The following is a 25,547-nucleotide window of genomic DNA, read 5'->3' as shown; positions in this document are numbered from 1 at the left end:
AGTCCGTGCGCTCGGAAAAATGCACACGGGGTGGACCACAGGTTCGCCGGATCGCCCGGCCTTCCCTGCGCGAATGGTTTTAACGGTGTCCTTCGTGCTCTCCTCGGGGAGCGATGCACTATTGCCCCCGTCGCCCTGCGGATGGCTGACGCGCGCTGTCCGGTCGGACCGCCACATCACCGCAGGACTTGACGCACAGACCCCGGGCGTCAGGACCACACGACTTCTCCGTCCGCGCACGCCTTCGCTGAGACTCCAGGAGCTGGCGTGTGCTCACACCCGAAGCCATACGAAGACGCTGCCAGCGTCGTGTCGTACGCGCGAAGGCAATTGCTCACAGCGAAAGCCGCCCTGCAATGCCGCTCGCGCCCGACGCCGTCGCGTCCATCGCTGCCCAGCCCGCGGTTCGTGACGATCGCGATCCGCCCCTTGTCTCGGGCCAGGGTGTTTTGCTTGTACGGCAAATCAGAATTTCGGTAAAGAAGAATATTTGTGAGGGGCGGACTTGACAAGCCATGAACGGATGCGTCGCGACTGTTTTGCCCGACGGATGGGAGCCGTGTCCGGGGCCGAGGCCCTGCGGCTTACCTACCTTTCGACGGCCAGGCCGAACAGCGGCCGGAGGTGCGTTCCCAGGATATTGCCGATGAAGGCCGCGACCAGCCAGCACCAGCCGTGCAGGCTGCCGGAGGCGATCCCGCTGAAATAGGCGCCGATGTTGCAGCCATAGGCGAGGCGCGCGCCGTATCCGAGCAGCAGGCCGCCGACCATGGCGGCGAGCAGGGAGCGGGCGGAGATGCGCCACGTCGGACTGAACTTGCCGGCAAGGCCCGCCGCCAGCAGCGCGCCCAGGATGATGCCGAAATCCATGACCGAGGTGATATCCGCGAAGATGCTTTTATGCAGCGAAGCGGCGCGGGCGCCCTGCCAATAGGGCCACGACGCGACGTCGACGCCGAAGCCCATCAGGATCTTCGATCCCCAGAGCGCGAAAGCGGAGGTGATGCCCCATGGTCGCCCGGCAAGATAGAGCGTTGCGAAATTGCCGATCGCGAGCAGGATCGCGCCCCACAGCAGCGGCCACGGTCCCTGCATGAAGCGGCGCGCGCCTTGCAATCTGGTCCGCCCGCCCGGCTCGAGCTGGCCATGCCACGCGAGTTCGGCCCTGATGGTGAGGAGATAGATCGCGGCCATCACGACCCAGCAGAGCAGCAGTGCCGGGAGCCATCCGAACCGCTCGATCAACGACACGGCCCCGATGTTCGGCAGCGCGCTCCACCACGGCAGATGCAGCGCGCCGATCGTCGATCCCGCGATGAAGGCCGCCAATGTCACCAGCATGCGGGTATTGCCGCCACCGGCGGTGTACAGCGTTCCGGAGGCGCAGCCGCCGCCGAGCTGCATTCCGAGCCCGAACAGGAATGCCCCGATCACCATGCCGATGCCGACTGCGCCGAGCTCGCCATGCACCGCCTTGCCGAACAGCGTGCCTTGCGCCAGCGCCGGGAAGAACAGGGCTGTCGCCAGCGCGAGCATGACCATTTGCGCCCGGAGCCCCGCGCCTCTGCGCGAGAGGATGAAGACGCGCCAGGCCGAGGTGAAGCCGAACAGCGCGTGATACAGCGTCAGACCGAGCGCACCGCCGAGCAGAAACAACAATCCCTGCTGCCAGGAGATCGTGCCAGACAAGGCCGCCGCGCCGGCAATGAGGACAGCCACGGCGATGGCGACGATCGTGAGATTGGCGCCATGCCGATCATTGTCAGGAGCAAGCAGCCGCGCATCGATGGACAGGTCAGTCATGCTCTCATCCCGGGGAAAGAGGTCCTCGTGGCAATGAATGGGAGCTAACCAGGGCGAACAGGCGCCGTTCCAAACGTTTCACCCTTTAGAGGGCGGGACGCTTGATCGGGAACTGCGCTGTTCCATCAGAACCTAGACCGTCGCTAGATCACCCCCGCCAACCGCAGCGCCACGCCTGCGGCGCAACTGCCGGCCAGCACCGTGAGCATGCCGAGCTTGAAGCGGAAGATCGCGGTCGCAGCCGCGATCGACAGCACGAGTGCGGGAATGTCGACGCTTCGCAGCACCGGCATGTCGAAATCCAGCGGGAAGGCGTGCACCGGCACGGTCTCGCGGAACAGCGTGTGCAGCGCGAACCAGATCGAAAGATTGAGGATGACGCCGACGACGGCGGCGGTGATCGCGCTGAGCGCGCCGGCGAGACCTGTGTTGCCGCGCAGGCGCTCGATATAGGGGGCGCCGACGAAGATCCAGAGGAAGCAGGGCGTGAAGGTGACCCAGGTCGCGAGCAATCCGCCGACGGTCGCAGCAAGCATCGGCGACAGCCCGGCCGGATCGCGATAGGCAGCCATGAAGCCGACGAACTGGAGCACCATGATCAGCGGGCCCGGGGTGGTCTCGGCCATGCCGAGACCATCGAGCATCTCATGCGGCTTCAGCCAGTGATAATGCTCGACCGCCTGCTGGGCGACGTAAGCCAGCACCGCATAGGCGCCGCCGAACGTGACCAGCGCCATCTTGGAAAAGAACAGCGCGATCTGGCTGAACACGTTGGCCTCGCCGAGCGCCAGGAGCAGTGCGATCACTGGCACAAGCCAGAGCGCCAGCCACATTGCGCCGGTCCGGATCGCGCGTCCGGTGTTGGGCCGCACATGCTCGGGCACGGCTTCGCCGAGCATACTGTCGATCGCGGCGCTGCTGCCGCCGTGGCCGTGCGCGGCCGGGGCGAATTCCGGCCGGCCGGCTCGTGCACCGACATAGCCGATCAGGCCCGCGGCGATGATGATGATCGGGAAGGGGACCGCGAAGAAGAAGATCGCGACGAAGGCGATGGCCGCCAGCGCGATCATGATGCGGTTCTTCAGCGCGCGCTTGCCGACGCGCACCACGGCCTCGACGACGATGGCGAGCACGGCGGCCTTCAGGCCGAAGAACAAGGCCTCGACGAAGCTGACATTGCCGTAAGCGGCGTAGATGTAGCTGAGGCCCATGATGGCGATGATGCCGGGCAGGATGAACAGTCCGCCCGCCATCAGCCCGCCGGCGGTGCGATGCAAGAGCCAGCCGACATAGGTCGCGAGCTGCTGGGCCTCGGGCCCCGGCAGCAGCATGCAGTAGTTCAGCGCATGCAGGAAACGCCCCTCGGAGATCCACTTCTTCTCCTCGACGAGGATTCGATGCATCACCGCGATCTGGCCCGCGGGCCCGCCGAAGCTCAAGGATGCGACGCGGAGCCAGACGCGGAACGCCTCGCCGAAGCTGATGCCGTGACCGGCATCAGCTCCCGTTTGATTGGCGCGGGTGTCCATCACGCCTTCACCTTGTTGGTCGGCCAGTTGTGGGTCTCGGCCGTGGCATCGCGGCACCAGCGGTAGAAGGCGTCGTAGAGTGTCATGCCTGCCTCGAGCTGCTCGAGATCGTCGTCATACATCCGCGACAGCCCGAGCGAGGCGGCGAGCAGGCCGGAGGCCTCCGGCGCCAGATCCGGCCGCGCGGTGTCGGCACCGCGCACCAAGGTCGCGAGCCGGAGCAGTGGCGGCGTGGCAATGCCGAATTCCTCGATCATCACGTCGAAAGTGCAGAGCTCGCCGCGGTGGCTCCAGAACACGTTCTCGATGTCGAACGGGGCGGCATTGAAGTGCTCACCGACGGCGACCACCTCGGACGGCGCCACATAGAGGAACACCGCGTTGGGATCGACGAAGCGGCGGATCAGCCAGGGACAGGCGATGCGGTCCACCTTCGGCCGTGCCCGCGTCACCCAGACGGTGCGTCCCTTGGCGTCGCGCGGCGGCAGTTTTCGCGTGTCGAGCAGTGGCAGCTTGGCTGCCTTCCAGCCCTCGAAGCCGCCATCGAGCGTCTCGGCTTGCACGCCGAGCTGGCGGAGCCAGGCCGCCGTGCCCTGCGCGAGCTTGGCGCCGCGCAGGCATGAGACGATGGCGGAGCGGCCGGCAAATTCGCCGCCCCATTCCGCGACGGTCTCGTGGCTGAGCTTGATCGAGCCGGGGATCAGCCGCCGGTCGGCGGCGAAATCCTCCTCGGTGCGGACGTCGATCAGGACAGGAGCATTGGCCGTGCCGATCAGGCGCGCCAATTTGTCGGACGATATGGTCGTGAAAGTGGTCATGTGGATGCGTCCTCGTAGGAACGAACGGGACGCGATACTTGGGCATGTCGCCTCGTGGGGAGATCGCTCAAATCCCCATGGGCCGATTACAGCGAAACTAATCGGAACTGTCAATGCGCGAGGCGATTGGGCCTTAGAAAATTGGGCTTCACCGGTCTATAGTGCGCTCCAATAGACCTGAATCTTCTGGAGAATTCGATGCATTCCCACTCCATTGAACAGTGGACGCATGACCACGCCTTCCTGGGCGAGAAGCACGACGAGAACGAGCGGCGCACCTGGTTCGTGGTCGTCCTCACGCTGGTCATGATGGTCGGCGAGATCGTCGCCGGCACGCTGTTCGGCTCGATGGCGCTTTTGGCCGACGGCTGGCACATGGGGACGCATGCGGCCGCGCTGGGCATCGCCGCTTTCGCTTACCGTTTCGCGCGCCGGCACCTCGGCAATGCGCATTTCACCTTCGGTACCGGCAAGTTCGGCGATCTCGCGGCCTTTTCCAGCGCGATCATCCTCGGCCTGATCGCCATCGAGATCGCCTATGAGAGTGTGCTGCGGCTGATCACGCCAGTGCCGATCGTCTATGGCGAGGCGATCGCGGTCGCCGCGCTCGGTCTCTGCGTCAATCTCGTCAGTGCGTGGCTCTTGCGCGACAGCCACGATCATCACCATCACGGCCATGATCATGGGCACGGCGACGCGCATCATGATCACGACGATCACGACCACGACCATCGCCACCATCGCCACCATCATCACGACAACAATCTCCGCGCCGCCTATGTCCACGTCATGGCGGATGCCGCCACCTCGGTGCTGGCGATCGGCGCGCTCGCGGTCGCGATGTATTCGGGATGGGTCTGGGCCGACCCGGCCGTCGGCCTGATCGGCAGCGTCGTGATCGCGAGCTGGGCGTTCGGTCTGATCAAGTCATCCGGCGCGGTGCTGCTCGACGTTCGTGCCGACGAGAAGCTGGAGCGGGTGATCCGCGCGCGCATGGAGGTCGGCGAGGATCGCGTCACCGACCTGCATCTCTGGCAGATCGGTCCGGGTCATTGCGCCGTGCTGGTCTCGCTGGTGTCGGACAAGCCGAAGCAGCCCGCCGTCTACAAGAAGCGCCTCGCCGGCCTCAAGAGGCTCAGCCACGTCACGGTCGAGGTCGAGACTTGCCCACATTGACGTGATCCCAGCGAACGGAATTCAGCGACACGGCCGGGGTTGATCCTCGGTCGCAGCCGCTCCAATCGCTTGCCCCAGGAGGGACCAAGATGATGCCCAGACTCAAATTTGCTCTCGCCGTTGCCGCCCTCGCCTTGTCGGGCCAGGCCGCTGTCGCGCAGGCCGGCGTCGAAAAGCTCTACGTCCTCAATTGCGGCGAGGGCACCGCCGGCGACATCTCGCGCTGGACGCCCGGTCTCAACGAAGGTAAGACCATGGACTTCGCCGACAGCTGCTATCTGATCAAGCACGCCAAGGGCTGGTTCCTGTGGGACACCGGCATCGCGGACTCCGTCGCGGCCATGCCCAATGGCCTTGCGCCGGCCGATCCCAAGGCCGTGACCTGGCGGCGGCCGAAGACGCTTGCCGCACAGCTCGACCAGCTCGGCGTCAAGCCTGACGACATCAAGACGATGGCGGTCTCGCACACGCATCCCGACCATGTCGGCAATGTCGAACTGTTCCCGCAGGCGATGCTCTACGTCCAGAAGGCCGAATATGACTGGCCCGGCGCCAACAAGGAACCGCGGTTCAAGCCGTCGCATCCTGTCGAGCTGCTGACGGGCGACAAGGACGTGTTCGGGGACGGCAGCGTGACCATCCTCTCGACACCCGGTCATACGCCGGGACATCAGTCGCTGCTGGTGAAGCTGCCGAAGACCGGCGCGGTGGTGCTCTCCGGCGACGCCGTCCATTTCAGGGACAATTGGGACAACCGCCGCGTCCCCACCATGAACGCCAGCAAGGAGATGAGCGTGGCCTCGATGCAGAAGATCGCCGACACGCTCGACAAGGAGAAGGCGCAGCTCTGGATCAACCACGACAAGGCCCAGCGTGATGGCCAGAAGATGGCGCCGGAATTTTACGACTGAGATGCGTCACGCTCCTGCTGCCATGATGGTGGCAGCAGGGATGTGCTAGCCGCCCTCGAGGCTCCGAAACAGGAGACGAAGCGTGGGCGAGTGGCTCGGGGTTGCCATTGCGCTGCTATCGAGCAGCATCGGCGGCACCGCGGCCGCGATCACGCGCTATCTGGTCGGCGGGGCCGATCCCATCCTGCTTGCGATCCTGCGCTGGGGCATCGGCTTTCTCTGCCTGCTGCCGTGTGCGCTCGTGCTCGGCGTGCGCTGGCCGCAGCGCGCCGACTGGCCTTCCGTGGCGCTGCTCGGCATCTGCTTCTTCGGCCTGTTCTTCATCCTCTACAACATCGCAGTGTCCTACACGACCGCGGCTCGCGCCAGCCTGGCGCTGGCGACGCTTCCGCTCCACACCATGGTGGTCGGCGCGATCCTCGGCGTGGAGCGGCTGACAATGCGCAAGATCACGGGCGTTGCCATCGCAGTGCTCGGGGTCGCGGCGGCGCTGGCCGCGGGCCTGGCGCAGAGCCCGCCCGGCGCGTGGCGGGGCGAGCTGATCATGACCGGCGCGGTGTTCTGCATGGCCTTCTACAACGTGCTGTCACGGCCGCTGATGCAACGCTCCAGCGCGCTTGGCTTCCTCACGGTCGGCATGGGCTCGGGCGCCCTCGTGCTGGTGCTGGCGGGCCTGGCGAAGGGCAGCTTTGTCGCACTCGATCACTTCACGACGGGGCAGTGGATCGCCGGCATCTATCTCGGCGCCGGCGGCGGCGCGCTCGCCTTCATCCTCTGGGTCATGGCGCTGGCGCGGGCGACGCCGACCCGGGTCGCCAATACGATGACGGTCAATCCGATCGCCGCGACCTTGCTGGCGGCGCTGCTGATCGGCGAGCCGATCACGCCCAATCTTCTGGTCGGGCTGATCGCCGTGTTCGCCGGCATCTGGATCGCGACCAGCGAGGCGAAGACGAATTGATCAGCTCCGCGACGTGCGAAGGTTGAAATGTCGCTTCCCACGCAGCGTTCGTCGTGCCGGCATGCGCAGGCCGATGCAGAGCGCAATTTGGGCGATCCGGGCGCCGATCTCCGCTGTTGCCGACGCTGTCTGGTTCGCCCGTGAGCAAGGCGGCCACGGAAACGGGCATTGCGGCAAGCGAGGTGCTGAGCGCGGCAGACGGCCTGTCGCGAGCTCACGAACGAAGTCGGCAGCTTTGTCGAGGACGTCCGGGCGGCCGGAGGCGCGATATGCTTTAGCGTGGGGCCGTGACCGGCGGCGGGCTCGTCTCCGGCGTCTTCTTCGGCTTCAGCGTGCCCGCATAGAACGACAGCAGCCACACCAGCAGGAGGGCGAGGAGATAGACGCCCCAGGCCTGCGGCGGCGTGGTCGCCCAGCGCAAAAGACCCTTGAAGGTGCGGGGCGGGCTGTTGTCATCGGTCATGGGCCGCTTGTGCGCGAAAGCGGCGGTGTGGTCAATCCGGCCGCCGCCCGGCGCGGATCAGGAACAGCGCCGCCAGCGCCGAGAGGCTGAGCGCGGAGGAGACGATCAGCACCTTGGCGCCCATGACGTCGATGAGCAGGCCGAAGGCCAGCGGCGCCGCCGCTTGCGCCATCCTTGCGGGGGCCCCGATGATGCCGAGGCGGTAGCCGAAGTCCTTGGGGCCGAAGATCGACAGCGGCAGCGTTCCGCGGGCGATCGTCAGGATGCCGTTGCCCGAGCCGTGGAGCAGCGCAAAGGCGCTTGCGCCGGCACCCCCGAAGATCGCCACGACAGCCGCTCCAATCGGATGGGTGAGGCAGGCGAGCCGGGTCGACCACAGCGGATGGAAGCGGCTGAGGAGGCCGGCTTCGAGGACGCGCGCGGCCACCTGGGCCGGGCCGATCAGCGCACCGGCCGCGATCGCCTCGACATGCGTCGCGCCGGCTGCTTCTGCGATGCGCGGGAAATGCACGGCCATCGCACCGGTGACGGTCCAGGCCGCGGCGAAGACGAAGGCGAGCAGGATCATGGTGCGGTCGAGCGGCACATGCGGCTTTTCCGCCGTCGCGGCCGCCTGCCTCGCCCCCTTGATCGCCGGCAGCACGAAAAAGTTGAGGGGAAGGCCGATCAGGATGTTGGCGGCGGCCCAGGCAAAGCAGGTCTCGCGCCAGCCGATATGGGCGAGGCCCCAGGCGGTGAGAGGCCAGCCGACTGTGGAGGCGAAGCCCGCCATCAGCGTGATGCCGGTGATGGGCCTGCGCGCCTCCGTGCCGTAGATGCGGCCCAGCGCGGCGAAGGCTGCATCGTAAAGCCCCATCGCCATGCCGATGCCGAGCACGAGCCAGGCAAACGCCATCACCGCGACCGATTGCGAGAGGCCGAGCAGGACGAGGCCGGCGGCGATGGTCAGGTTCGAGGCCGACAGCACCTGTCGTCCGCCGACCAGATCGATCTGCCGCCCGATGCGCGGGCCGAGCATGGCCGAGATCACGAGCGAGGCGGAGAACGCGCCAAAGACCCAGTTGGAAGAGACGCCGAGGTCGTGCGCCATGGGATCGGCAAGCAGCGCCGGCAGATAGTAGCTGGAGGCCCAGGCCAGGGTCTGCGTGGTGCCGAGCGCCAGGATGATCGGAAGCTGGCGCTGGCTCATCTGCGCATGCTTCCGATTTTGGCCGACCAATTCATCATCGCAGGCATTTGCCGCTCGCAGCGTGAACCCGTCAACCGCAGCCGCGGCATATTCGACCTGCGAAGGGCGGGAGCCTTGCGCACGGCCTGCGCGTGGCAAACGCCTTTCGCTCGTCACGAATGCGCGCCATAATGGTCTATGCAACTCAATTCCCGTCTTGCGCTGATGAACTGGCTGGCCGGCCAGGGGCTCACCGGCCTTCCCGAACCCGACCTGCTGCGTGGCTTCTGCGAGCGCTGCTGCGCCGAAGGGCTGGAACTCTCGCGCGGGCTCGTCGTCATCGACACCCTGCACCCGATCTATGAGGGCCGTGCCTTCCGCTGGAGCGATACGCCGAGCAACGAGAGCGACGTCGTCGAGTACGGCTCGACGGCGGAGGGCGATGCGGCCAAGAACTGGCGTCGCTCGGTGTTCTATCACTTGCTCGAGCATGGCGAAGACGAGATGGTGATCGATCTCGCCGACGCGCCCTCGCTGGATTTCTCGCAGATCGGCGAGCTCGCCGAAAACGGCCATCGTCACTATCTCGCCTTCGTGCACCGCTTCGGCGAGACCGGCGCGCTCGGACAGATGGATTGCCTCTACTCCTGCTGGACCACGCGGCGCGAGGAAGGGTTTCGCGATGCCGAGCTCGCCGCGATGCGCGATCTCGTACCGGTGCTGGGGCTGGCGATCAAGTCGGCGCAGCAGGTCGACATCGTGCGCACGCTCGGCCGGGTCTATCTCGGCCGCGACGCCTCCGAGCAGGTGCTGCGCGGGCGCATCTCGCGCGGCGTCACCGAGCGCATCAACGCCGTGCTGTGGTATTCGGATTTGCGCGGCTCGACCCAGATCAGCGAGAGCATCGGACCGGACGAGATCATCCCGTTCCTCAACGACTACGCCCAGGCCGTGATCGACGCGATCCACGACGCCGGCGGTGACGTCCTGAAGCTGATCGGGGACGGCGTGCTCGCGATGTTCACCGGCGAGGACATGGCCGATGCCCGCCGCGCGGCGCTCCGCGCCGAGCATCTGTTGCGCAAGAACGTCGCGGCGCTGAACGTGCGTCGCACCGCCGACGGCCGTCCCACCACCTCGGCCTATATCGGCCTGCATGTCGGCGAGGTCTTCTACGGCAATATCGGCAGCGAGGACCGGCTCGACTTCACCGTGGTCGGCCCGACCGTGAACGAGGTCAGCCGCATCGCCTCGATGAGCCGCTCGGTCGACCGCGAGCTGCTGGCTTCAGCAGAGTTCTACAAAGGCCTCGATGCCGCCGGCCGGCGCTACCTCGTCTCCACTGGCCGCTATGCGCTACGCGGTATCGGTCGCGCCCAGGATCTCTACACGCTCGATCCGGAAGTCGACGCGAGCGAGCCGGTGACCGGGAGCTACGAGCGCTATCTGGCGAATTAGGCCCGCTGTCTCAACTTTGTAGCTAGCAGCGCGCTGCTGCTTCGTCCCCCACCATCGCCGGCTGCCGGTCGAGTGCCACCGCCGGTGACAGCAGGATCACCAGCGCCTGCGCGCCGAACACAGCCGCCGCGAGGTAGAGGCACGCTTCCGCGCTCCAGAGGCCGCCGACGATCGCGCCCAGCGCTGAGCCCAGCGGGCGGGCGCCATAGCTCATAATGTTGATGGCGGAGACGCGCCCCAAGAGGCGCGGCGGCGTCACCGACTGGCGCAAGGTCGTGGTCGAGATCACCCACAGGATCGGACCGACGCCGAGCAGGAAGAAGCTGAGACCCGCGAGCCAGGGCGAGGGGACCAGCACCGTCAGCGCCATCACCACGGCGGCGACGAAGCCGGTGACCGGGCCGAGGCCGACCACCGTGCCGAACGCGATGCGCTGCATCACGCGCGTGGCAAACAGCGCGCCGATCACCATGCCGACGCCGTACATCGTCAGCACGGTGCCGACGCCGGCGGCAGTCAGGCCGAGATGGCGTACGGCATAAGGCACGAACACGGCGATCTGGAGGAACCAGCCGGTGTTGAAGATGAACTGGGTGATGAACACCGGCCGCAGCAGCGGATGGTGAAACACGAAGGCTGCGCCTTCGCGGATGTCCTGGAACGGATGCCGCCGCGGGACGGACGCGCGCGAAGGTTCGCAAATGCCGGAGAGCAGCACGACCGCGATCGCCGACAGCGCCGCGGCAAAGCCGAAGGCCAGGCTCGCGCCCCACCAGCCCACCAGCGCGCCGCCGAGTGCAGGCCCGCTGGCAAAGGCGATGGTGCGCGCGAGCTCGATCCGGGCATTGGCCGCCGGCAAGAGGTCCGCGCTCACCAGCGAGGGCACCAGGGCCGGCGCGGCCACGCTGTAGACCACGGTGCCGCACACGGCGGCAAAGCCGAGCAGTGCCAGCAGCGGCAGATTGAGCGCGCCGAGCGCGAGCAGCAGCACGATCGCGGCGAGCGCGGCGGCCCGCAGGGCCTCGGCGGCCGCCATCAGCGAGCGGCGGGAGATGCGGTCGGCGAGCAGGCCGGCGGGAATGGCGAACAGGACGAAGGGCAGGGTGAGGGCGGTTTGGAGCAGGCCGGTCTGGCCTTCGGCGACGCCCAGCGTCAGCACCGCGACAATGGGGGCCGCCGCCAGCGCGATCTGCTCGGCCGACTGCGCCGCAAGATTGGACCAGGCAAGGCGGTTGAAGGTGTCGGGGAGGCGGGGCGGATTCGACATGGCTCATTTCCTGCAAAGTCGGATTGGCGCCAGTATCGGCCCTCGCAGCCAGCCAAACCCACCCGCTTCCCGACAAGCCCCGGGCGCAAACGGCCTACGGGAACCGATCGGGCTAGATGCAGTTGCAAATGAGTTGCAATAAGCTTCGACTTCGGTATTCTCACCGCATGGATGCCCGATCGCCCGACCTGACCTCCGACGCCGCCGGCTGGCGCGCCGATGCGCCTACCACCAAGAGCCTCGCCGAGGTGAATGGCACGGTTGCCATCCCCGCCGCGGCGGTGTGGTGGCGGCGGCTGCTCGCCTTCGTCGGGCCCGGCTATCTTGTCTCGGTCGGCTACATGGACCCCGGCAATTGGGCAACCGACCTCGCCGGTGGCTCCAAATTCGGCTACACGCTGCTCTCCGTCATCCTGCTCTCGAATTTGATGGCGATCCTGCTGCAGTCGCTGGCGGCGCGGCTCGGCATCGTCACCGATCGCGACCTCGCGCAGGCCTGCCGCGCGACCTATTCGCCGGCCGTGAACTTCCTGCTCTGGCTCGCCTGCGAAGCCGCGATCATCGCCTGCGATCTCGCCGAGGTCATCGGCACTGCGATCGCGCTGAAACTGCTGTTCGGCATTCCCCTGATCGGCGGTGCGCTGCTCGCCGCGCTCGATGCCTTCCTGCTGCTGCTCCTGATGAACCGCGGCTTCCGTTTCCTCGAAGCTTTCGTCATGGCGCTGCTCGCGGTGATCGCGGTCTGCTTCGCGGTCCAGATCGTCGCCGCAGCCCCGCCGATCGCGGAAGTGCTGCACGGCTTCGTGCCGAAGACCGAGATCTTCACCAATTCGGAGATGCTCTACATCGCAATCGGCATCATCGGCGCGACCGTGATGCCGCACAATCTCTATCTGCACTCCTCGATCGTGCAGACGCGCGCCTATGAGCGCGACGACGCGGGCCGCCGCGAAGCGATCAAATGGGCGACCACGGATTCGACGATCGCGCTGATGCTGGCGCTGTTCATCAACGCCGCGATCCTCGTCGTAGCAGCTGCGACCTTCCACAGAAGCGGCCATTCCGATGTCGCCGAGATCGGCCGGGCCTTCGAGCTGCTCTCGCCCTTGCTCGGCCTCGGCATCGCCTCGACGCTGTTTGCGGTGGCGCTGCTCGCCTCCGGCCTCAATTCGACGGTGACCGCGACGCTCGCCGGCCAGATCGTCATGGAAGGCTTTCTCGACCTGCGCCTGCCGAGCTGGGCGCGCCGCCTGCTCACGCGCGGCATTGCCATCGTCCCGGTGATCATCGTGACCGCGATGTATGGCGAGCGTGGCACGGCCGATCTGCTCGTGTTCAGCCAGGTCGTGCTGTCGATGCAGCTACCCTTCGCCGTCATCCCGCTGGTCCGCTTCGTCTCCGACCGCCGCAAGATGGGCAAGTTCGCGATACCCATGTCAGTCGCCGCGGTCGCCTGGATCGTCGCCGGTGTGATCGTGCTTCTGAACGCGAAGCTGCTGGTGGATACGCTGTTTAGCTGATCGACCAGCGCTGTCATCGCCCGCCTTGTGCGCGCTTGCGCACTGGGGCGGGCGATCCGGTATTCCAGAGACAGTTTGTTGATTCGAGAAGCCGGCGTACTGGATGTCCGCCTGCGCGGGGCATGACGACGAGTGTGTCGAGATCAGTCCTGCGGCTCGGTCGCCGTATCGCCTTGTGCGTCGATGCGCAGCCAGCCTGAGGGAGCGAGGCGCTGCTGCGGCAGGAAGCGGGCCTTGTAGTCCATCTTCTTGGAGCCCTCGATCCAGTAGCCGAGATAAACGTACGGCAGGCCTTGCCGGCGGGCGCGGGCGATGTGGTCGAGGATCATGAAGGTGCCCATCGAGCGGCTGACCTGGCTCGGGTCGAAGAACGAATAGACCATCGACAGGCCGTCGCTGAGCACGTCGGTGAGCGCGACCGCAATCAGCTCCTCGCCGCGGCCGGTGATGCCGCTGTCGGGGCCGCGCTTGCGGTACTCGATGATGCGGGTCTCGACATGGCTGTCCTCGACCATCATGGCGTAGTCGAGCACGGTCATGTCGGCCATGCCACCATGGCGGTGCCGGGCGTCGAGATAGGCGCGGAACACCGAATATTGCTCAGAGGTCGGCACCGCACTGCGCTGCTCGCCGATAATGTCGGCGTTGCGCGCGAGCACCTTGCGGAAGTTGCGTGAGGGACGGAACTCGTTCGCGATCACCCGGACCGAGACGCAGGCGCGGCACTGGTCGCAAGCCGGGCGGTAGGCGATCGATTGGCTGCGGCGGAACCCGCCATGGGTCAGAAGGTCATTGAGGTCGCCGGCGCGGTCACCCACGAGGTGCGTAAACACCTTGCGCTCGTGCCGGCCCGGCAGATAGGGGCAGGGCGAGGGCGCCGTGAGGTAAAATTGCGGGGTATCGCGCGAGTGCTGGGTCAAGGGACGTCGTGGGCCTCCGAACTGGATCTCAGCATCGCCCTACCAAGGCTTCCGGTCAATCGGCCTGCGCGGCAGGACAGGGCAGGACAGGTTCGCCAGACTAGCAGGCACATATTGCCAGCTCCTCACCATATGGCTCACAAGGTACTCACCAAGTCCTGGCCGCCTCCGACACCGGCGCGCGGACGGAATTGTTGATGACGACCGTTCCCAAGACGAAATCGTGCAACAGACGCCGGCGGCCGTTGAACAGGCCGACCAGCACCACGAAGGGCGACAGGAACGAGACGGTGACCCAGAACAGCACGGCGTGGGTGGCGCCGAGCACGAAATAACCCGGCGCGCCGTACCAGGTGCGCAGTTCCAGATCCATCACGCGCATGCCGATCGTCGCCGAGGACGGACCGCCGATGCAGGCGCCATAATAGACGATGGCCCAGATCACCGAGGCGGGCCAGGCCAACCAGAGCAGCGCCCAACCCAGGCCGAGCGTCACCACGCCGAACAGCGCGATGAAGAGGTAGCCGAGGATGACAGGCACCGCGATCACGATCATGTCGATCAGGAAGGCAAACACCCGCCGCGTCGCGACGCCGCGGAACAGTTCCGGATGCAGACAGGGATCATAGGCGTGCGGCTGGACCGCGCCGTCATTGCGCCAGGCGCCGCCGTCATTTGGCGAACCCGAAGAATAAGACATGAGCTTCCCTTCCGCTTTCGGCTCTCTCACCCGCAGCACATGGGAACAGTCCGGCCACACGCCAAGGCTGTTGGCCCCTCATGAGCGCAAAATATTCCGGCGATTCGGCGGCCGAGGGCGCTTGCGCGCTCCGCGATTTGCACCATGCTGGGCGGCAAGACCCGCACAGAGACACTTTCGATGGACCGTCAGCTCGAACTACGTTGCCGCTGCGGCGGAGTCCGTGCCGTGGTCACGCGCGTGTCGCCGCGGACCGTCAATCGTGTGGTCTGCTACTGCGACGACTGCCAGGCCTTTGCCCACCAGCTCGGCCGCGCCGATCTGTTGAATGCGAAAGGCGGCAGCGACATTGTCCAGATCGCGCCGTCGACGCTTACGTTTGTGCAGGGACAGGATCGGATCGCAGGGCTGCGACTGAGCCCGAAGGGCCTCTATCGCTGGTATGCAAGCTGCTGCAACACACCCGTTGGCAACACGCTCTCGCCGAGCGTTCCCTTTGTCGGCATCATCGCCGAGGCGTTCGCGGGCGGCACGCCGGCAGTGGACGATGTCGCGGGAGCGCCGATCGGCGCCATTCTCGGCAAGTACGCGGTCGGCGGGCCGCCCGCGGGCTCAACGGGACTTAACGTCTCCATCATCCTGCGCGCCATCGGCAAGGTGCTTGGCTGGAAGCTGCGGGGAAAGACATGGCCGCACCCGTTCTTCAAGCGCGAGGCACGCGAGCCGATCTATCCGATCACCGTGCTGTCGCGCGAGCAACGCGAGGCGCTGCGTCCCTTATGTGGGCCTCAGCCGACGCCGCAAGCGGCGGGATGAGTGTTGCAGCATTGCGCAACTCCGCGCTCGTGTCCCGGACAAGCGCCGCAAAGCGGCGCGCAGAGCCGCGACCCAGAAGGCCAGAAGCGAGATCGCGGTGAGATGGGCCCCGGCTCTGCAACGCATCACGTCGCAAGAGCGCCGGGCTGCATTGCGTCCGGGGCACGAAGGAACCGTTGCGTGGGCAAAGGCGCCTAGTGTCCTGAACCAGAAGTTCGCAACATTGGTCCGTTTTGTGCCGGGGCATTGTATCGGCAGAAGCGCTCGATGGAAGCAAGGATGTCGTCAGCGGACTTGGTCCATCGGAATGGTTTCGGATCGGCATTGTGTCGTTCGATGAACGAGGTGATGTCCGCCCTGAGGGCAGCGACACTGCGATAGACGCCGCGCCTGATCTTCTTATCGGTAAGGAGCGCGAAGAAGCGCTCGACCTGATTGAGCCATGACGAACTGGTCGGAGTCAGGTGCACATGCCAACGCGGCCTTTTGGCTAGCCATTTCCGGATCAGCGGCGTCTTGTGCGTTGCATAGTTATCCATGACGAGATGGACGTCGAGTTCGCCCGGTACGGCGGCCTCGATCTCGTCGAGGAACTTGCGGAACTCGGCGGCTCGGTGGCGTCCGTAGCATTTGCCGATGACCCGTCCGGTCGCAATGTCGAGAGCGGCGAACAGCGATGTGGTGCCGTGCCTTTTGTAGTCATGGCTCCTTCGAGCCGGCTGACCGGGACGCATCGGCAGCATCGGCTGACTGCGGTCCAGCGCCTGGATTTGGGACTTTTCGTCTACACACAGAACGATGGCGTGTGCCGGCGGCGAGACGTAAAGGCCGACGACGTCGCGCACCTTGGCGACGAAGTTCGGATCGGTGGAGAGCTTGAATGTCTCTAGCCGGTGCGGCTGGAGCCCGAAGGCCCGCCAGATGCGTTGCACCGTTGACACCGACAGGCCGCTGGCCTTCGCCATGCCCCGAGAACTCCAATGAGTGGCGTTCTCGGGGCAGCTTTCCAGCGTCCGCACGATCACAGCTTCGATGCGGGCATCGTCAATGGTGCGCGGCGCCCCGGAACGCGGCTCGTCGTGCAGCCCGGCCACGCGCTGCTCTACAAAACGCTGCCGCCACTTGCCTACCGTTCCCCGCTCCAGGCCTAGCTTGGCCGCCACCTCCTTGTTCTGACCGCCTTCCGCGCAGGTCAGCACGATCCGGGCTCTCAGAGCCAGCGCCTGCGCCGTTTTCCGCCGCATCGTCAGCGACTGAAGTTCGGCAAGCTCATCATCGCTCAATATCAGGGGCGCAAGCCGCTGGGCCGACATCAGATCCTCCGTCGCTGTTACAGCCGCCATCTCTGGCACAGCGACGCGAATCTACTGCGAATCTACGATTGCGAACTTGTGACTCAGGACACTAGCGCCGTGCCCACGATTGCTCGGCCTCGCGCGATGTTGGTGGTCACGCCTCCGCCTTCGCTCTTCCAGCTACGGCGGACAAGTCGCTTTGCCCAGCCCACTAGACCTACGTTTGCGTGCGCAGCTTCTCGGCCGCCTTCGGCGCGAAATAACTGAGGACGCCGTCGGCGCCGGCGCGCTTGAAGGCGAGGAGGCTCTCCATCATCGCGCGCTCGCCGTCGAGCCAGCCGTTGCCGCTTGCCGCCGCGATCATCGCGTATTCGCCGGAGACCTGGTAGGCGAAGGTCGGCATCGCAAACGTGTCCTTCACGCGGCGGACGACGTCGAGATAGGGCATGCCGGGCTTCACCATCACCATGTCGGCGCCCTCGGCGATATCGAGCTCGACCTCGCGTAGCGCCTCGTCGGTGTTGGCGCTGTCCATCTGATAGGTGCGCTTGTCGCCGGTAAGTGTCTTGGCGGAGCCGATGGCGTCGCGGAACGGGCCATAGAAGGCGGAGGCGTATTTTGCCGCATAGGCCATGATCTGCACGTCGAGCAGCCCGGCGCGATCGAGCCCCTCGCGGATGGCGGCGACGCGGCCGTCCATCATGTCCGAGGGCGCGATGATGTCGCAGCCGGCCTCGGCCTGCACCAGCGCCTGGCGCACCAGCACGGCGACCGTCTCGTCGTTCAAGATCTTGCCGTCGGAGATCAGGCCGTCATGGCCATGGCTGGTGAACGGATCGAGGGCGACGTCGCAGAGGATGCCGATGTCAGGGAATTCCTTCTTGATCGCGCGCACCGCCTTGCAGACCAGATTGTCCGGATTGGTCGCTTCAGAGCCTTCCTCGTCGCGCAAGGACGGATCGGTGTAGGGAAACAGCCCGATGCAGGGGATTGTCAGCTTCGTCGCGCGCTCGGCCTCGCGCAGGGCCTGGTCGACGCTGAGGCGGTCGACACCCGGCATTGAGGCGACCGGCTCGCGCTTGTTGTTGCCGTCGATCAGGAACAGCGGCCAGATCAGGTCGTCTGTGGTGAGCACATTCTCGCGCACCATACGCCGGGCCCATTCGGCCTTGCGGTTGCGGCGCGGGCGGACGGTCAGATCGAGGGCATGGGGCGACGAGGTACCGGTCCCGCGCGACACCTCGCGCAATTCGATCGGACGTCCGTATTTGATCGCCATCACTCTTCCTCCGGCTGGAATTATTCTTATACCAGCTCGCATGGTTCCTGCCACCGCGGCTTGACCTGCCGCAATGGATGGCAGCCGATTGATTTTGCGGGGCAAAGCAGCCAGAAGGGGGCATGTCCGAGATCTCCACCCGTGAAGCGGCCCGCGACAGCGCCCTTGCCAGGGACGCTGCCCGCGACCATGCGATCTCCGTCGCGGCGATCTCGTCGGACCGATCCGAGTCCGACGACAATGTCTGGACGCGCCGGCTCGTGCTGTTCCTGCGGGTGATGGCGCTGCTCTCGATCCTGAAAGGCCTCTATCACTGGGCGCAGGTGACCGGCTTCGTCGGTGGCGAGGACGAAGCGTTCGAGAATCAGGCGATGGCCTGGCAGGCCGCGACCGTCTACTTCGCCGTGATCGAGCTCGTCGCTGCGGTCGGTCTGTGGCTGGCAACGCCGTGGGGCGCGGTGGTGTGGCTCACCACCGTGGTGTCGATGGCGGTGATCGAGCTGATGTTCCCCGGCATCTACGGAGGCAGCCTGATCGTCGTCGGGGCCGAGGCGTTCATGCTCGCCGCCTATCTCGCGCTCGCCTGGATGGCCGCGCGCGAGCGGCCGCCGTAGCGGGACGTCGTCGCTCGACAATGCTCTCGTGCCCCGGACGCAATGCAGCACGCCGCGTTTGCGGCGTGGTGCATTGCAGAGCCGGGGCCCATGTCTCCTCGATCTCGTTTGTGGCTTGCTGGGTCCCGGCTCTGCGCTTCGCTTGTCCGGGACACGAGAGCTTTCACGCGCGATTGGTTGACCGCTGGATGCCTAAAATTCGCGGTAAGTTTTCATTGACCAGTCTGTTCCGCCACAGCTGTTACGCAGCCGTTTCGAAACGGGGCGGGGCTGTTCTGGAATGCGACAGATGTGGCGGACGGAGGGTGAACAGGACCTTGCGAAGGTCAACAGAGGGTTGCGAAAAGTCCTTGTGGCACAGGCTTAATCCGCAATTCACTGTCTTAAATTCATGATCTCTTTATTCTCTTATTTAAGCCGATCTTCAAACGCCCCCCTTAAGTTGCCCCTATCAGGCGGGACACAAGTTTCGTCGAATAAGTGTCGATAAAAACGACAACAGGGGAAGTGTCATGATGAAAGCCGTCGCAACTGCGGCAGATACGGCAGAGCGCGTCTCCGGCCAGCAAGGTTCGGTGCAGTCGCTCTATCTGGAAGCTTTGACTCTGGTGGAGCGGCTGCATCGCCGTCTCCTCGACGTCATCAAGGACGAGTTCGATCGCCGCGGCCGCGCGGACATCAATTCGGTGCAGGCGCTGTTGCTCTACAACATCGGCGACAAGGAGCTGACCGCTGGCGAGCTGCGCACGCGCGGCTACTATCTCGGCTCCAACGTCTCCTACAATCTGAAGAAGCTCGTCGAGCTCGGCTTCCTCGATCATCAGCGCTCCCGCGTTGATCGCCGCTCGGTGCGCATCCGCCTGACCCCGCAGGGCCAGGAAGTCCGCCGCATCGTCGACGCGCTCTATCAGAAGCACGTCAAGACGGTCGAGCAGGTCGGCGGCATCTCGGGCGAGGAGTTCTCCACGCTCAACAAGTCGCTGCACCGTCTCGAGCGGTTCTGGACCGACCAGATCCTGTACCGGCTCTGAGTTTTCCGAGGGATCAAGGCCAAGCCGGCCCGCAACAAGACCGGCAAGCCTCCCGAACGTGCCTCAACTTCCCCAAGCGCGCCGGCCCGGCTTCCCGCCGGACCGGTGCGTTTTGCTTTTGTGCGCTTGCGAAAAAAATCGGCCGGCGCGGCGGAACCAGGGTCAGGCTCAGCGCTTATCTCCTTCAGATCGGAGAAATGTCGATGCTGGTCGAGCGCGGGCTTCAGGCGATGAACGTGGAACTCGTGAGCGAGGCCTACGCCATTGCCGCGAATTACCTGCGCCGTTCCGGCGCGATCCCCGACTCCCTCGTTACCGACGAGCGCCTGCTCGGGATCATCGTCAAGCTGCTCCAGCACGGCGAATTCAACAAGATCAGGCTCGCCAACAAGGCCATCGTCCGGTTCGAGGCCGAGGCGCGCGCGGTTGCCTGATCAAACCTCCCCGAAATTGGAAGAACCAGAGGGTGCCATGGAAGCTGCCATCGATCGCATCATGCAGACCTATGACCTGCTCGCCAACCGCACCGCTGCGGCCAGCGAGGAGGCGCGCATGAAGGTGACGAACTACCTCAATATTCTGGTGGAAGCCGGCGAGAAGGACACCCACAGGTTGACGGTATGCGGCCTGACCTATCTGCGCCAGCTCGACGGCAGCGTGGACCCGGTGAAGGCGGGATATACCGGACTTTAAGGGGGCGATCTGGCCCTCATCGGTTTGGACCGGCATGGTGGATTCAAGGTCCAAAGCGGCCTCTTCGGACAGATCGGCAAGGGAGCGGTTTCATAGAAGTCGCCTTGGGGCGGAAAACCTTCAATCCCCACCATATCTTGCATAAATATCGAGCCCGACCCGCAAAAGCTTGGCCTATTGCGGGCGATGTGGTAGATCGCGCGTGCTTCCGATCGTCACACCAGACCCGCCCGTAGCCTGCCAAAAGGCTGCGGCGGTGGAGATATTCGCAAGATGACCCTCGCCAAAACCGCCTCTGCGCCCGATTCCTTTTTCACCGCCTCGCTCGAGCAGGCCGACCCGGAAATCGCCGCCGCCATCAAGGGCGAGCTCGGCCGGCAGCGACACGAGGTCGAGCTGATCGCCTCCGAGAACATCGTCAGCCGGGCCGTGCTGGAAGCGCAGGGTTCGGTGATGACCAACAAGTATGCAGAGGGTTATCCGGGCGCGCGGTATTATGGCGGTTGTGAGTGGGTCGACGTCGCCGAGAACCTCGCGATCGATCGCGCCAAGAAGCTGTTCGGCGCCAACTTCGCCAACGTGCAGCCGAACTCCGGCAGCCAGATGAACCAGGCGGTGTTCCTGGCGCTGCTGCAGCCGGGCGACACCTTCATGGGTCTCGATCTTGCCGCCGGCGGCCATCTCACCCATGGCTCGCCCGTCAACATGAGCGGCAAGTGGTTCAAGGCCGCGCACTACACCGTGCGCCGCGAGGACCAGATCATCGACATGGACGCGGTCCAGAAGCAGGCTGAAGAGGTCAAGCCGAAGCTGATCGTCGCCGGCGGCTCGGCCTATTCGCGCGCCTGGGACTTCAAGCGCTTCCGCGAGATCGCGGACAGCGTCGGCGCATACCTCCTGGTCGACATGGCCCACTTCGCGGGCCTCGTCGCCGGCGGCGTGCATGCTTCGCCAGTGCCCCATGCCCACGTCACGACGACGACGACGCACAAGTCGCTGCGCGGTCCGCGCGGCGGCCTGATCCTCACCAACGACGAGGTGCTCGCCAAGAAGCTCAACTCGGCGATCTTCCCGGGTCTGCAGGGCGGCCCGCTGATGCATGTGATCGCGGCGAAGGCGGTCGCCTTCGGCGAGGCGCTGCGTCCGGACTTCAAGGTCTATGCGAAGAACGTCGTCGAGAACGCCAAGGCGCTGGCCGAGGCGATGAAGAGCCACGGCTTCGACATTGTCTCGGGCGGCACCGATAACCATCTGATGCTGGTCGACCTGCGGCCGAAGGGCCTGAAGGGCAATGTCTCGGAGAAGGCGCTGGTTCGCGCCGCCATCACCTGCAACAAGAACGGCATTCCGTTCGACCCCGAAAAGCCCTTCGTCACCTCGGGCCTGCGTCTCGGCACGCCTGCGGCGACGACCCGTGGCTTCGGTGTCGCTGAATTCCAGCAGGTCGCAGGAATGATCGCCGAGGTCCTCAACGCGATCGCACAGTCCGACGACGGCAAGGCGCCGCTGGTCGAGGCAGCGATCAAGGAACGGGTCAAGGCGCTCACCGATCGGTTCCCGATCTACCAGTAAGGTCAAGGCAAACGGATGCGCTGCCCGAACTGCAACAGTCTCGATACGCAGGTAAAGGACTCGCGTCCGACCGAGGATTCTTCCGTCATCCGCAGGCGGCGCGTGTGCGTCGCCTGCAATTTCCGCTTCACCACCTTCGAGCGCGTGCAGCTGCGCGAGCTCACGGTGATCAAGCGCAACGGCCGCCGCGTGCCGTTCGACCGCGACAAGCTGATGCGCTCGGTGCAGATTTCGCTGCGCAAGCGGCAGGTCGAGCCGGAGCGGGTGGAGAAGATGGTCTCCACCATCGTGCGCGAACTCGAGACCGGGGGTGAGGCCGAGATCTCGTCCGAGGTGATCGGCGAGACCGTGATGGAGCATCTGCGCACGCTCGACGACGTCGCCTATGTGCGCTTCGCTTCCGTCTACCGCAATTTCCGCGAGGCCAAGGATTTCGCCGACGTGCTCGGCGAGCTCTCCGGTGAGGAGGAAGCGCGGCTCGCCGCGATGCGCAAATGATCTTCCGCATCCTGGAAGATCAGTTCGCGCAGAAGGCCCGCGAGGCCAAAGACGCCGATCGACGCTTCATGGAGCTGGCGCTCTCGCTCGGCCGGCGCGGGCTGGGGCGCACCTGGCCGAACCCGGCCGTGGGCGCCGTCATCGTCAAGGATGGCGTGATCGTCGGCCGCGGCTGGACCCAGCCCGGCGGACGGCCGCATGGCGAGCCTGAAGCGCTGCGGCGCGCCGGCGAGGCGGCGCGCGGCGCCACACTCTACGTCACGCTGGAGCCGTGCTCGCATTTCGGCAAGTCGCCGCCGTGTGCGGACGCAGTGATCGCGGCCGGCATCAAACGGGTGGTGGCGGCGATCGAGGACCCCAATCCGGAAGTCGCAGGCCAAGGCCATGCGCGGCTGCGCGCCGCCGGTATCACGGTGGATGTCGGCCTGTGCGCGGCGGAGGCCGCGTTCGATCACGCCGGTCATTTCCGCCGTATCCGCGATCACCGTCCGCATGTGATCCTGAAGCTCGCAGTCTCGCCCGACGGCAAGATCGGCGCAGCCGGCGGCAAGCCGGTGGCGATCACCGGTGAGGCCGTCCGCAACCGCGTGCATCTCTTGCGCGCGCAGAGCGACGCCATCCTGGTCGGCATCGGCACGGTGCTGGCGGACGATCCGCAGCTCAACTGCCGCCTGCCGGGCATGGCGGCGCGCTCGCCGGTGCGCGTGGTGCTGGACCAGAGCCTGCGGATTCCCGCATCGAGCCAGCTCGTGCGCTCGGCGCGCGAGACGCCGCTTTGGGTGGTGGGCTCGGAGCTTGCCGAGGCGGCGGCCGCGACGCGGCTTGGCGCAGCCGGCGCGCAGATCATTCGCGTCGCCGCGGGCAGCGCGTCCGGGCTCGATCTTCCCCCCGTGCTGCATGCGCTGGCCGAGAAGGGCATCTCGCGGCTGATGGTCGAGGGCGGCAGCCGCATCGCGGCGTCTTTTGTGGCGGCCGACCTCGTCGACGAGATCTGGCTGTTCCGCGGGGCGGAAGCGGTCGGTGCCGACGGCGTGGATGCGCTCGATGCAATGCCCCTGTCGAAAATCACGCAGTCGCAGGCCTGGAAGGTTCATGCTAGCGAGACCTTCAACAAGGATACTCTCACCATCTACGAGCGCGCCTAACATGTTCACCGGCATTGTCACCGATATCGGCGAGATCGTCGGCTTCACGCCGACGGCGCAGGGCCAGCTGCACCGGCTGCGCATCGCCTGCAGCTATGATCAGACCACCATCGCCGACGGCGCCTCGATCGCCTGCAACGGCGTCTGCCTGACCGTGGTCGCTTCCGGCGGCGCAGGCGGCAAAACCTGGTTCGACGTCGATGCCGCCGCCGAGACCTTGGCGCTGACGACGGCCAAGCACTGGAAGGTGGGCACGCGGCTGAACCTCGAGCGTGCGCTGAAGATCGGCGATGAGCTCGGTGGCCATATCGTCGCGGGCCATGCCGACGGCATTGCAACCCTCGTCAGCCGTGAGGACTTGCCTGACATGGCGCGGTTCGAGCTCTCGACCACGCGGGAGCTGGCGCGGTTCATCGCCACTAAGGGCTCGATCACCCTCGACGGCGTCTCTCTGACGGTCAATACCGTGAAGGACGTGACCTTTTCGGTGCTGATCATCCCGCACACGCTTGATGTCACGACCATCGGCGGCTGGAAGGCGGGCGACGAGGTCAATATCGAGGTCGATCTGATGGCCCGCTACGCGGCGCGGCTGACGGAAATGACGGCGTAGCCGTCATTCCGGGATAGTCCGCAGGACCAGACCCGGAATCTCGAGATTCCGGGTTCGGCTCTTTGAGCCGCCCCGGAATGACAGCGCTTTAAAACTTGGCTTATAGGCCTGCGGCGACTACATAGCGCCAACCCCAGAATAAGACGGATTGACCAATGGCAGATGCGCGGCGCGCACCCCTGAAGGACCAGACCGACATCTCCGGCGCGCGCGCGCTGATTGTCGAGGCGCGGTTCTATGACGATCTCCAGGACGCGCTGCTGGACGGCGCGGTCGCCGAGTTGAAGGCGGCCGGCCTGACCCATGACGTCATCACGGTTCCTGGCGCGCTGGAGATCCCGGCGGCGGTGGCGATCGCGGTCGATGCGGCGGCGGCGAACGGCAAGCCCTATGACGCGGTGATCGCGCTCGGCTGCGTGATCCGCGGCGACACCATCCATTTCGAGATCGTCTCGCAGGAATCCTCGCGCGCGCTGATGGACCTCGCGGTGGCGCGCAAGCTGCCGCTCGGCAACGGCATCCTCACCGTCAACAATGAGGATCAGGCCTGGGCGCGGGCGCGCGCCAGCGAGCTGAACAAGGGCGGCGACGCCGCGCGCGCCGCGCTTGCGATGCTGCGCATCAAACGCCGTCTGGCGCGGGCCTGAGCAATGGCTGACAACACCAAAAAGCCGGCTTCTGCCACCGAGAAGAAAGCAAACCGGCGTGGTGCTGCGCGGCTTGCCGCGGTGCAGGCGCTGTACCAGATGGATATCGCCGGTGCCGGCATCAACGACATCTTCGCCGAGTTCGAGAGCCACTGGCTCGGCAACGAGGTCGAGGGCGACACCTACCTGCCGGCGGAAGCCGCGTTCTTCCGCGATGTCGTTTCCGGCGTGGTGCGCGACCAGAAGAGGCTCGATCCCTTGATCGACGACGCGCTGTCCAAGGGCTGGCCGCTGAAGCGGATCGAGGCGATCCTGCGCGCGGTGCTGCGGGCAGGGGCGTACGAATTGGAGCATCGCAAGGACGTGCCGGGCCGCGTCGTGGTGTCGGAATATGTCGACGTCGCCAACGCCTTCGTCGATCGTGAGGAGACCGGTATGGTCAATGCCGTGCTCGATCAGATCGGCCGGCAGTTTCGCGGTGACGAGTTCGGGCGGGGGTAATTTCCCGCAAGGGCGGTGAATTGATGCGAGACGGCTGCCCCATACTCCGCTGTCGTCACCCGCGAAGGCGGGTGATGAAGTACGTCGCGGCCGATCGATGTCACACGACTGTCTCTGGAATACCGGATCGTCCGCTCAAGCCGGGCGAT

Annotated in this window: 26 protein-coding genes; 16 read left to right on the top strand and 10 right to left on the bottom strand. The window is 65.7% G+C overall.

Annotated features, from left to right (window positions below):
* Positions 1-588: 588 nt before the first annotated feature.
* The 3 genes from AC5V87_RS23760 to AC5V87_RS23750 all read right to left on the bottom strand — a co-directional run bounded on the left by AC5V87_RS23760 (position 589) and on the right by AC5V87_RS23750 (position 4,150).
* Positions 589-1,803 (bottom strand): YeeE/YedE family protein, encoded by a 1,215-nt coding sequence (locus tag AC5V87_RS23760; protein WP_495367947.1) that lies wholly within the window; start codon positions 1,801-1,803, stop codon positions 589-591.
* Between the two features lie 143 nt (positions 1,804-1,946).
* The gene (gene chrA, locus AC5V87_RS23755) at positions 1,947-3,332 is read right to left on the bottom strand and encodes a chromate efflux transporter (RefSeq protein ID WP_495367946.1); all 1,386 of its coding nucleotides are present in this window, start codon (positions 3,330-3,332) and stop codon (positions 1,947-1,949) included.
* Positions 3,332-4,150 carry a chromate resistance protein ChrB domain-containing protein gene (locus tag AC5V87_RS23750; RefSeq protein ID WP_456838103.1) on the bottom strand — a complete coding sequence of 273 codons (819 nt, stop codon included), beginning with the start codon at positions 4,148-4,150 and terminating at the stop codon, positions 3,332-3,334. Before AC5V87_RS23750 ends, chrA begins: the two co-directional genes overlap by 1 nt.
* 198 nt (positions 4,151-4,348) lie before the next feature.
* Between AC5V87_RS23750 and dmeF the strand changes: the two genes are divergently transcribed.
* From dmeF to AC5V87_RS23735, 3 genes are all read left to right on the top strand, one after another.
* Positions 4,349-5,326, top strand: coding sequence for a CDF family Co(II)/Ni(II) efflux transporter DmeF (gene dmeF / locus AC5V87_RS23745; RefSeq protein WP_456838104.1), 978 nt, complete (start codon positions 4,349-4,351; stop codon positions 5,324-5,326).
* An 89-nt stretch (positions 5,327-5,415) separates the two neighbouring features.
* Positions 5,416-6,237, top strand: a complete 822-nt coding sequence (locus tag AC5V87_RS23740; RefSeq protein WP_495367945.1) for an N-acyl homoserine lactonase family protein — start codon at positions 5,416-5,418, stop codon at positions 6,235-6,237.
* A gap of 82 nt (positions 6,238-6,319) precedes the next feature.
* Positions 6,320-7,198: a DMT family transporter gene (locus AC5V87_RS23735; RefSeq protein ID WP_495367944.1), complete on the top strand. Its 879-nt coding sequence runs from the start codon at positions 6,320-6,322 to the stop codon at positions 7,196-7,198.
* A gap of 274 nt (positions 7,199-7,472) precedes the next feature.
* Here AC5V87_RS23735 and AC5V87_RS23730 read toward each other — a convergent pair whose 3' ends face one another.
* Complete coding sequence (locus AC5V87_RS23730) at positions 7,473-7,661, bottom strand: hypothetical protein (protein WP_456838107.1); 189 nt, start codon at positions 7,659-7,661, stop codon at positions 7,473-7,475.
* A gap of 31 nt (positions 7,662-7,692) precedes the next feature.
* The gene (locus AC5V87_RS23725; RefSeq protein WP_456838108.1) at positions 7,693-8,850 is read right to left on the bottom strand and encodes an MFS transporter; all 1,158 of its coding nucleotides are present in this window, start codon (positions 8,848-8,850) and stop codon (positions 7,693-7,695) included.
* 177 nt (positions 8,851-9,027) lie between these two features.
* Between AC5V87_RS23725 and AC5V87_RS23720 the strand changes: the two genes are divergently transcribed.
* Complete coding sequence (locus tag AC5V87_RS23720) at positions 9,028-10,287, top strand: adenylate/guanylate cyclase domain-containing protein (protein WP_456838109.1); 1,260 nt, start codon at positions 9,028-9,030, stop codon at positions 10,285-10,287.
* 22 nt (positions 10,288-10,309) lie between these two features.
* Here AC5V87_RS23720 and AC5V87_RS23715 read toward each other — a convergent pair whose 3' ends face one another.
* Entirely contained in the window at positions 10,310-11,554 is a 1,245-nt protein-coding gene (locus tag AC5V87_RS23715) for an MFS transporter (protein WP_495367943.1), read from the bottom strand.
* 167 nt (positions 11,555-11,721) lie between these two features.
* On the opposite strand from AC5V87_RS23715, the gene AC5V87_RS23710 reads away from it, so the two are divergent.
* Complete coding sequence (locus tag AC5V87_RS23710; RefSeq protein ID WP_495367942.1) at positions 11,722-13,074, top strand: Nramp family divalent metal transporter; 1,353 nt, start codon at positions 11,722-11,724, stop codon at positions 13,072-13,074.
* A gap of 143 nt (positions 13,075-13,217) precedes the next feature.
* Here AC5V87_RS23710 and AC5V87_RS23705 read toward each other — a convergent pair whose 3' ends face one another.
* Entirely contained in the window at positions 13,218-13,994 is a 777-nt protein-coding gene (locus tag AC5V87_RS23705; RefSeq protein WP_456838112.1) for an arginyltransferase, read from the bottom strand.
* A gap of 148 nt (positions 13,995-14,142) precedes the next feature.
* Positions 14,143-14,694 carry an RDD family protein gene (locus tag AC5V87_RS23700; protein ID WP_495367941.1) on the bottom strand — a complete coding sequence of 184 codons (552 nt, stop codon included), beginning with the start codon at positions 14,692-14,694 and terminating at the stop codon, positions 14,143-14,145.
* Positions 14,695-14,922: 228 nt separating this feature from the next.
* On the opposite strand from AC5V87_RS23700, the gene AC5V87_RS23695 reads away from it, so the two are divergent.
* Entirely contained in the window at positions 14,923-15,510 is a 588-nt protein-coding gene (locus AC5V87_RS23695; RefSeq protein ID WP_495367940.1) for a DUF6151 family protein, read from the top strand.
* A 194-nt stretch (positions 15,511-15,704) separates the two neighbouring features.
* On the opposite strand, the gene AC5V87_RS23690 is transcribed toward AC5V87_RS23695, so the two are convergent.
* Together AC5V87_RS23690 and hemB are read right to left on the bottom strand one after the other, a co-directional pair.
* On the bottom strand, positions 15,705-16,823 hold the full coding sequence (locus tag AC5V87_RS23690) for an IS630 family transposase (protein ID WP_456838572.1): 1,119 nt from the start codon (positions 16,821-16,823) through the stop codon (positions 15,705-15,707).
* A gap of 199 nt (positions 16,824-17,022) precedes the next feature.
* Positions 17,023-18,084 carry a porphobilinogen synthase gene (hemB, locus tag AC5V87_RS23685; RefSeq protein WP_495367939.1) on the bottom strand — a complete coding sequence of 354 codons (1,062 nt, stop codon included), beginning with the start codon at positions 18,082-18,084 and terminating at the stop codon, positions 17,023-17,025.
* Positions 18,085-18,206: 122 nt separating this feature from the next.
* Between hemB and AC5V87_RS23680 the strand changes: the two genes are divergently transcribed.
* The 10 genes from AC5V87_RS23680 to nusB all read left to right on the top strand — a co-directional run bounded on the left by AC5V87_RS23680 (position 18,207) and on the right by nusB (position 25,398).
* Positions 18,207-18,698 carry a DUF6163 family protein gene (locus AC5V87_RS23680; protein WP_456838116.1) on the top strand — a complete coding sequence of 164 codons (492 nt, stop codon included), beginning with the start codon at positions 18,207-18,209 and terminating at the stop codon, positions 18,696-18,698.
* A gap of 512 nt (positions 18,699-19,210) precedes the next feature.
* Positions 19,211-19,729: a transcriptional regulator LdtR gene (gene ldtR, locus AC5V87_RS23675; protein WP_018320040.1), complete on the top strand. Its 519-nt coding sequence runs from the start codon at positions 19,211-19,213 to the stop codon at positions 19,727-19,729.
* A gap of 203 nt (positions 19,730-19,932) precedes the next feature.
* Positions 19,933-20,163: a hypothetical protein gene (locus tag AC5V87_RS23670; RefSeq protein WP_456838117.1), complete on the top strand. Its 231-nt coding sequence runs from the start codon at positions 19,933-19,935 to the stop codon at positions 20,161-20,163.
* A gap of 37 nt (positions 20,164-20,200) precedes the next feature.
* Complete coding sequence (locus AC5V87_RS23665) at positions 20,201-20,422, top strand: hypothetical protein (protein WP_027559576.1); 222 nt, start codon at positions 20,201-20,203, stop codon at positions 20,420-20,422.
* 273 nt (positions 20,423-20,695) lie between these two features.
* Positions 20,696-21,994, top strand: a complete 1,299-nt coding sequence (glyA, locus tag AC5V87_RS23660) for a serine hydroxymethyltransferase (RefSeq protein ID WP_495367938.1) — start codon at positions 20,696-20,698, stop codon at positions 21,992-21,994.
* A gap of 15 nt (positions 21,995-22,009) precedes the next feature.
* Positions 22,010-22,492 carry a transcriptional regulator NrdR gene (gene nrdR / locus AC5V87_RS23655; protein ID WP_495367937.1) on the top strand — a complete coding sequence of 161 codons (483 nt, stop codon included), beginning with the start codon at positions 22,010-22,012 and terminating at the stop codon, positions 22,490-22,492.
* Complete coding sequence (gene ribD / locus AC5V87_RS23650) at positions 22,489-23,637, top strand: bifunctional diaminohydroxyphosphoribosylaminopyrimidine deaminase/5-amino-6-(5-phosphoribosylamino)uracil reductase RibD (protein ID WP_495367936.1); 1,149 nt, start codon at positions 22,489-22,491, stop codon at positions 23,635-23,637. The genes nrdR and ribD overlap by 4 nt, the downstream gene beginning before the upstream one ends.
* A 1-nt stretch (position 23,638) precedes the next feature.
* Positions 23,639-24,250: a riboflavin synthase gene (locus AC5V87_RS23645; RefSeq protein ID WP_495367935.1), complete on the top strand. Its 612-nt coding sequence runs from the start codon at positions 23,639-23,641 to the stop codon at positions 24,248-24,250.
* A 155-nt stretch (positions 24,251-24,405) separates the two neighbouring features.
* A complete protein-coding gene (gene ribH, locus AC5V87_RS23640) occupies positions 24,406-24,897 on the top strand; it encodes a 6,7-dimethyl-8-ribityllumazine synthase (protein ID WP_018644625.1) in 492 nt (163 codons plus the stop codon).
* Between the two features lie 3 nt (positions 24,898-24,900).
* Positions 24,901-25,398 carry a transcription antitermination factor NusB gene (gene nusB, locus AC5V87_RS23635; RefSeq protein WP_456838121.1) on the top strand — a complete coding sequence of 166 codons (498 nt, stop codon included), beginning with the start codon at positions 24,901-24,903 and terminating at the stop codon, positions 25,396-25,398.
* Positions 25,399-25,547 lie beyond the last annotated feature (149 nt).

This window comes from Bradyrhizobium sp. SOJA106, from assembly GCF_059448745.1.
This window is presented reverse-complemented; position numbering and strand designations above follow the sequence as displayed.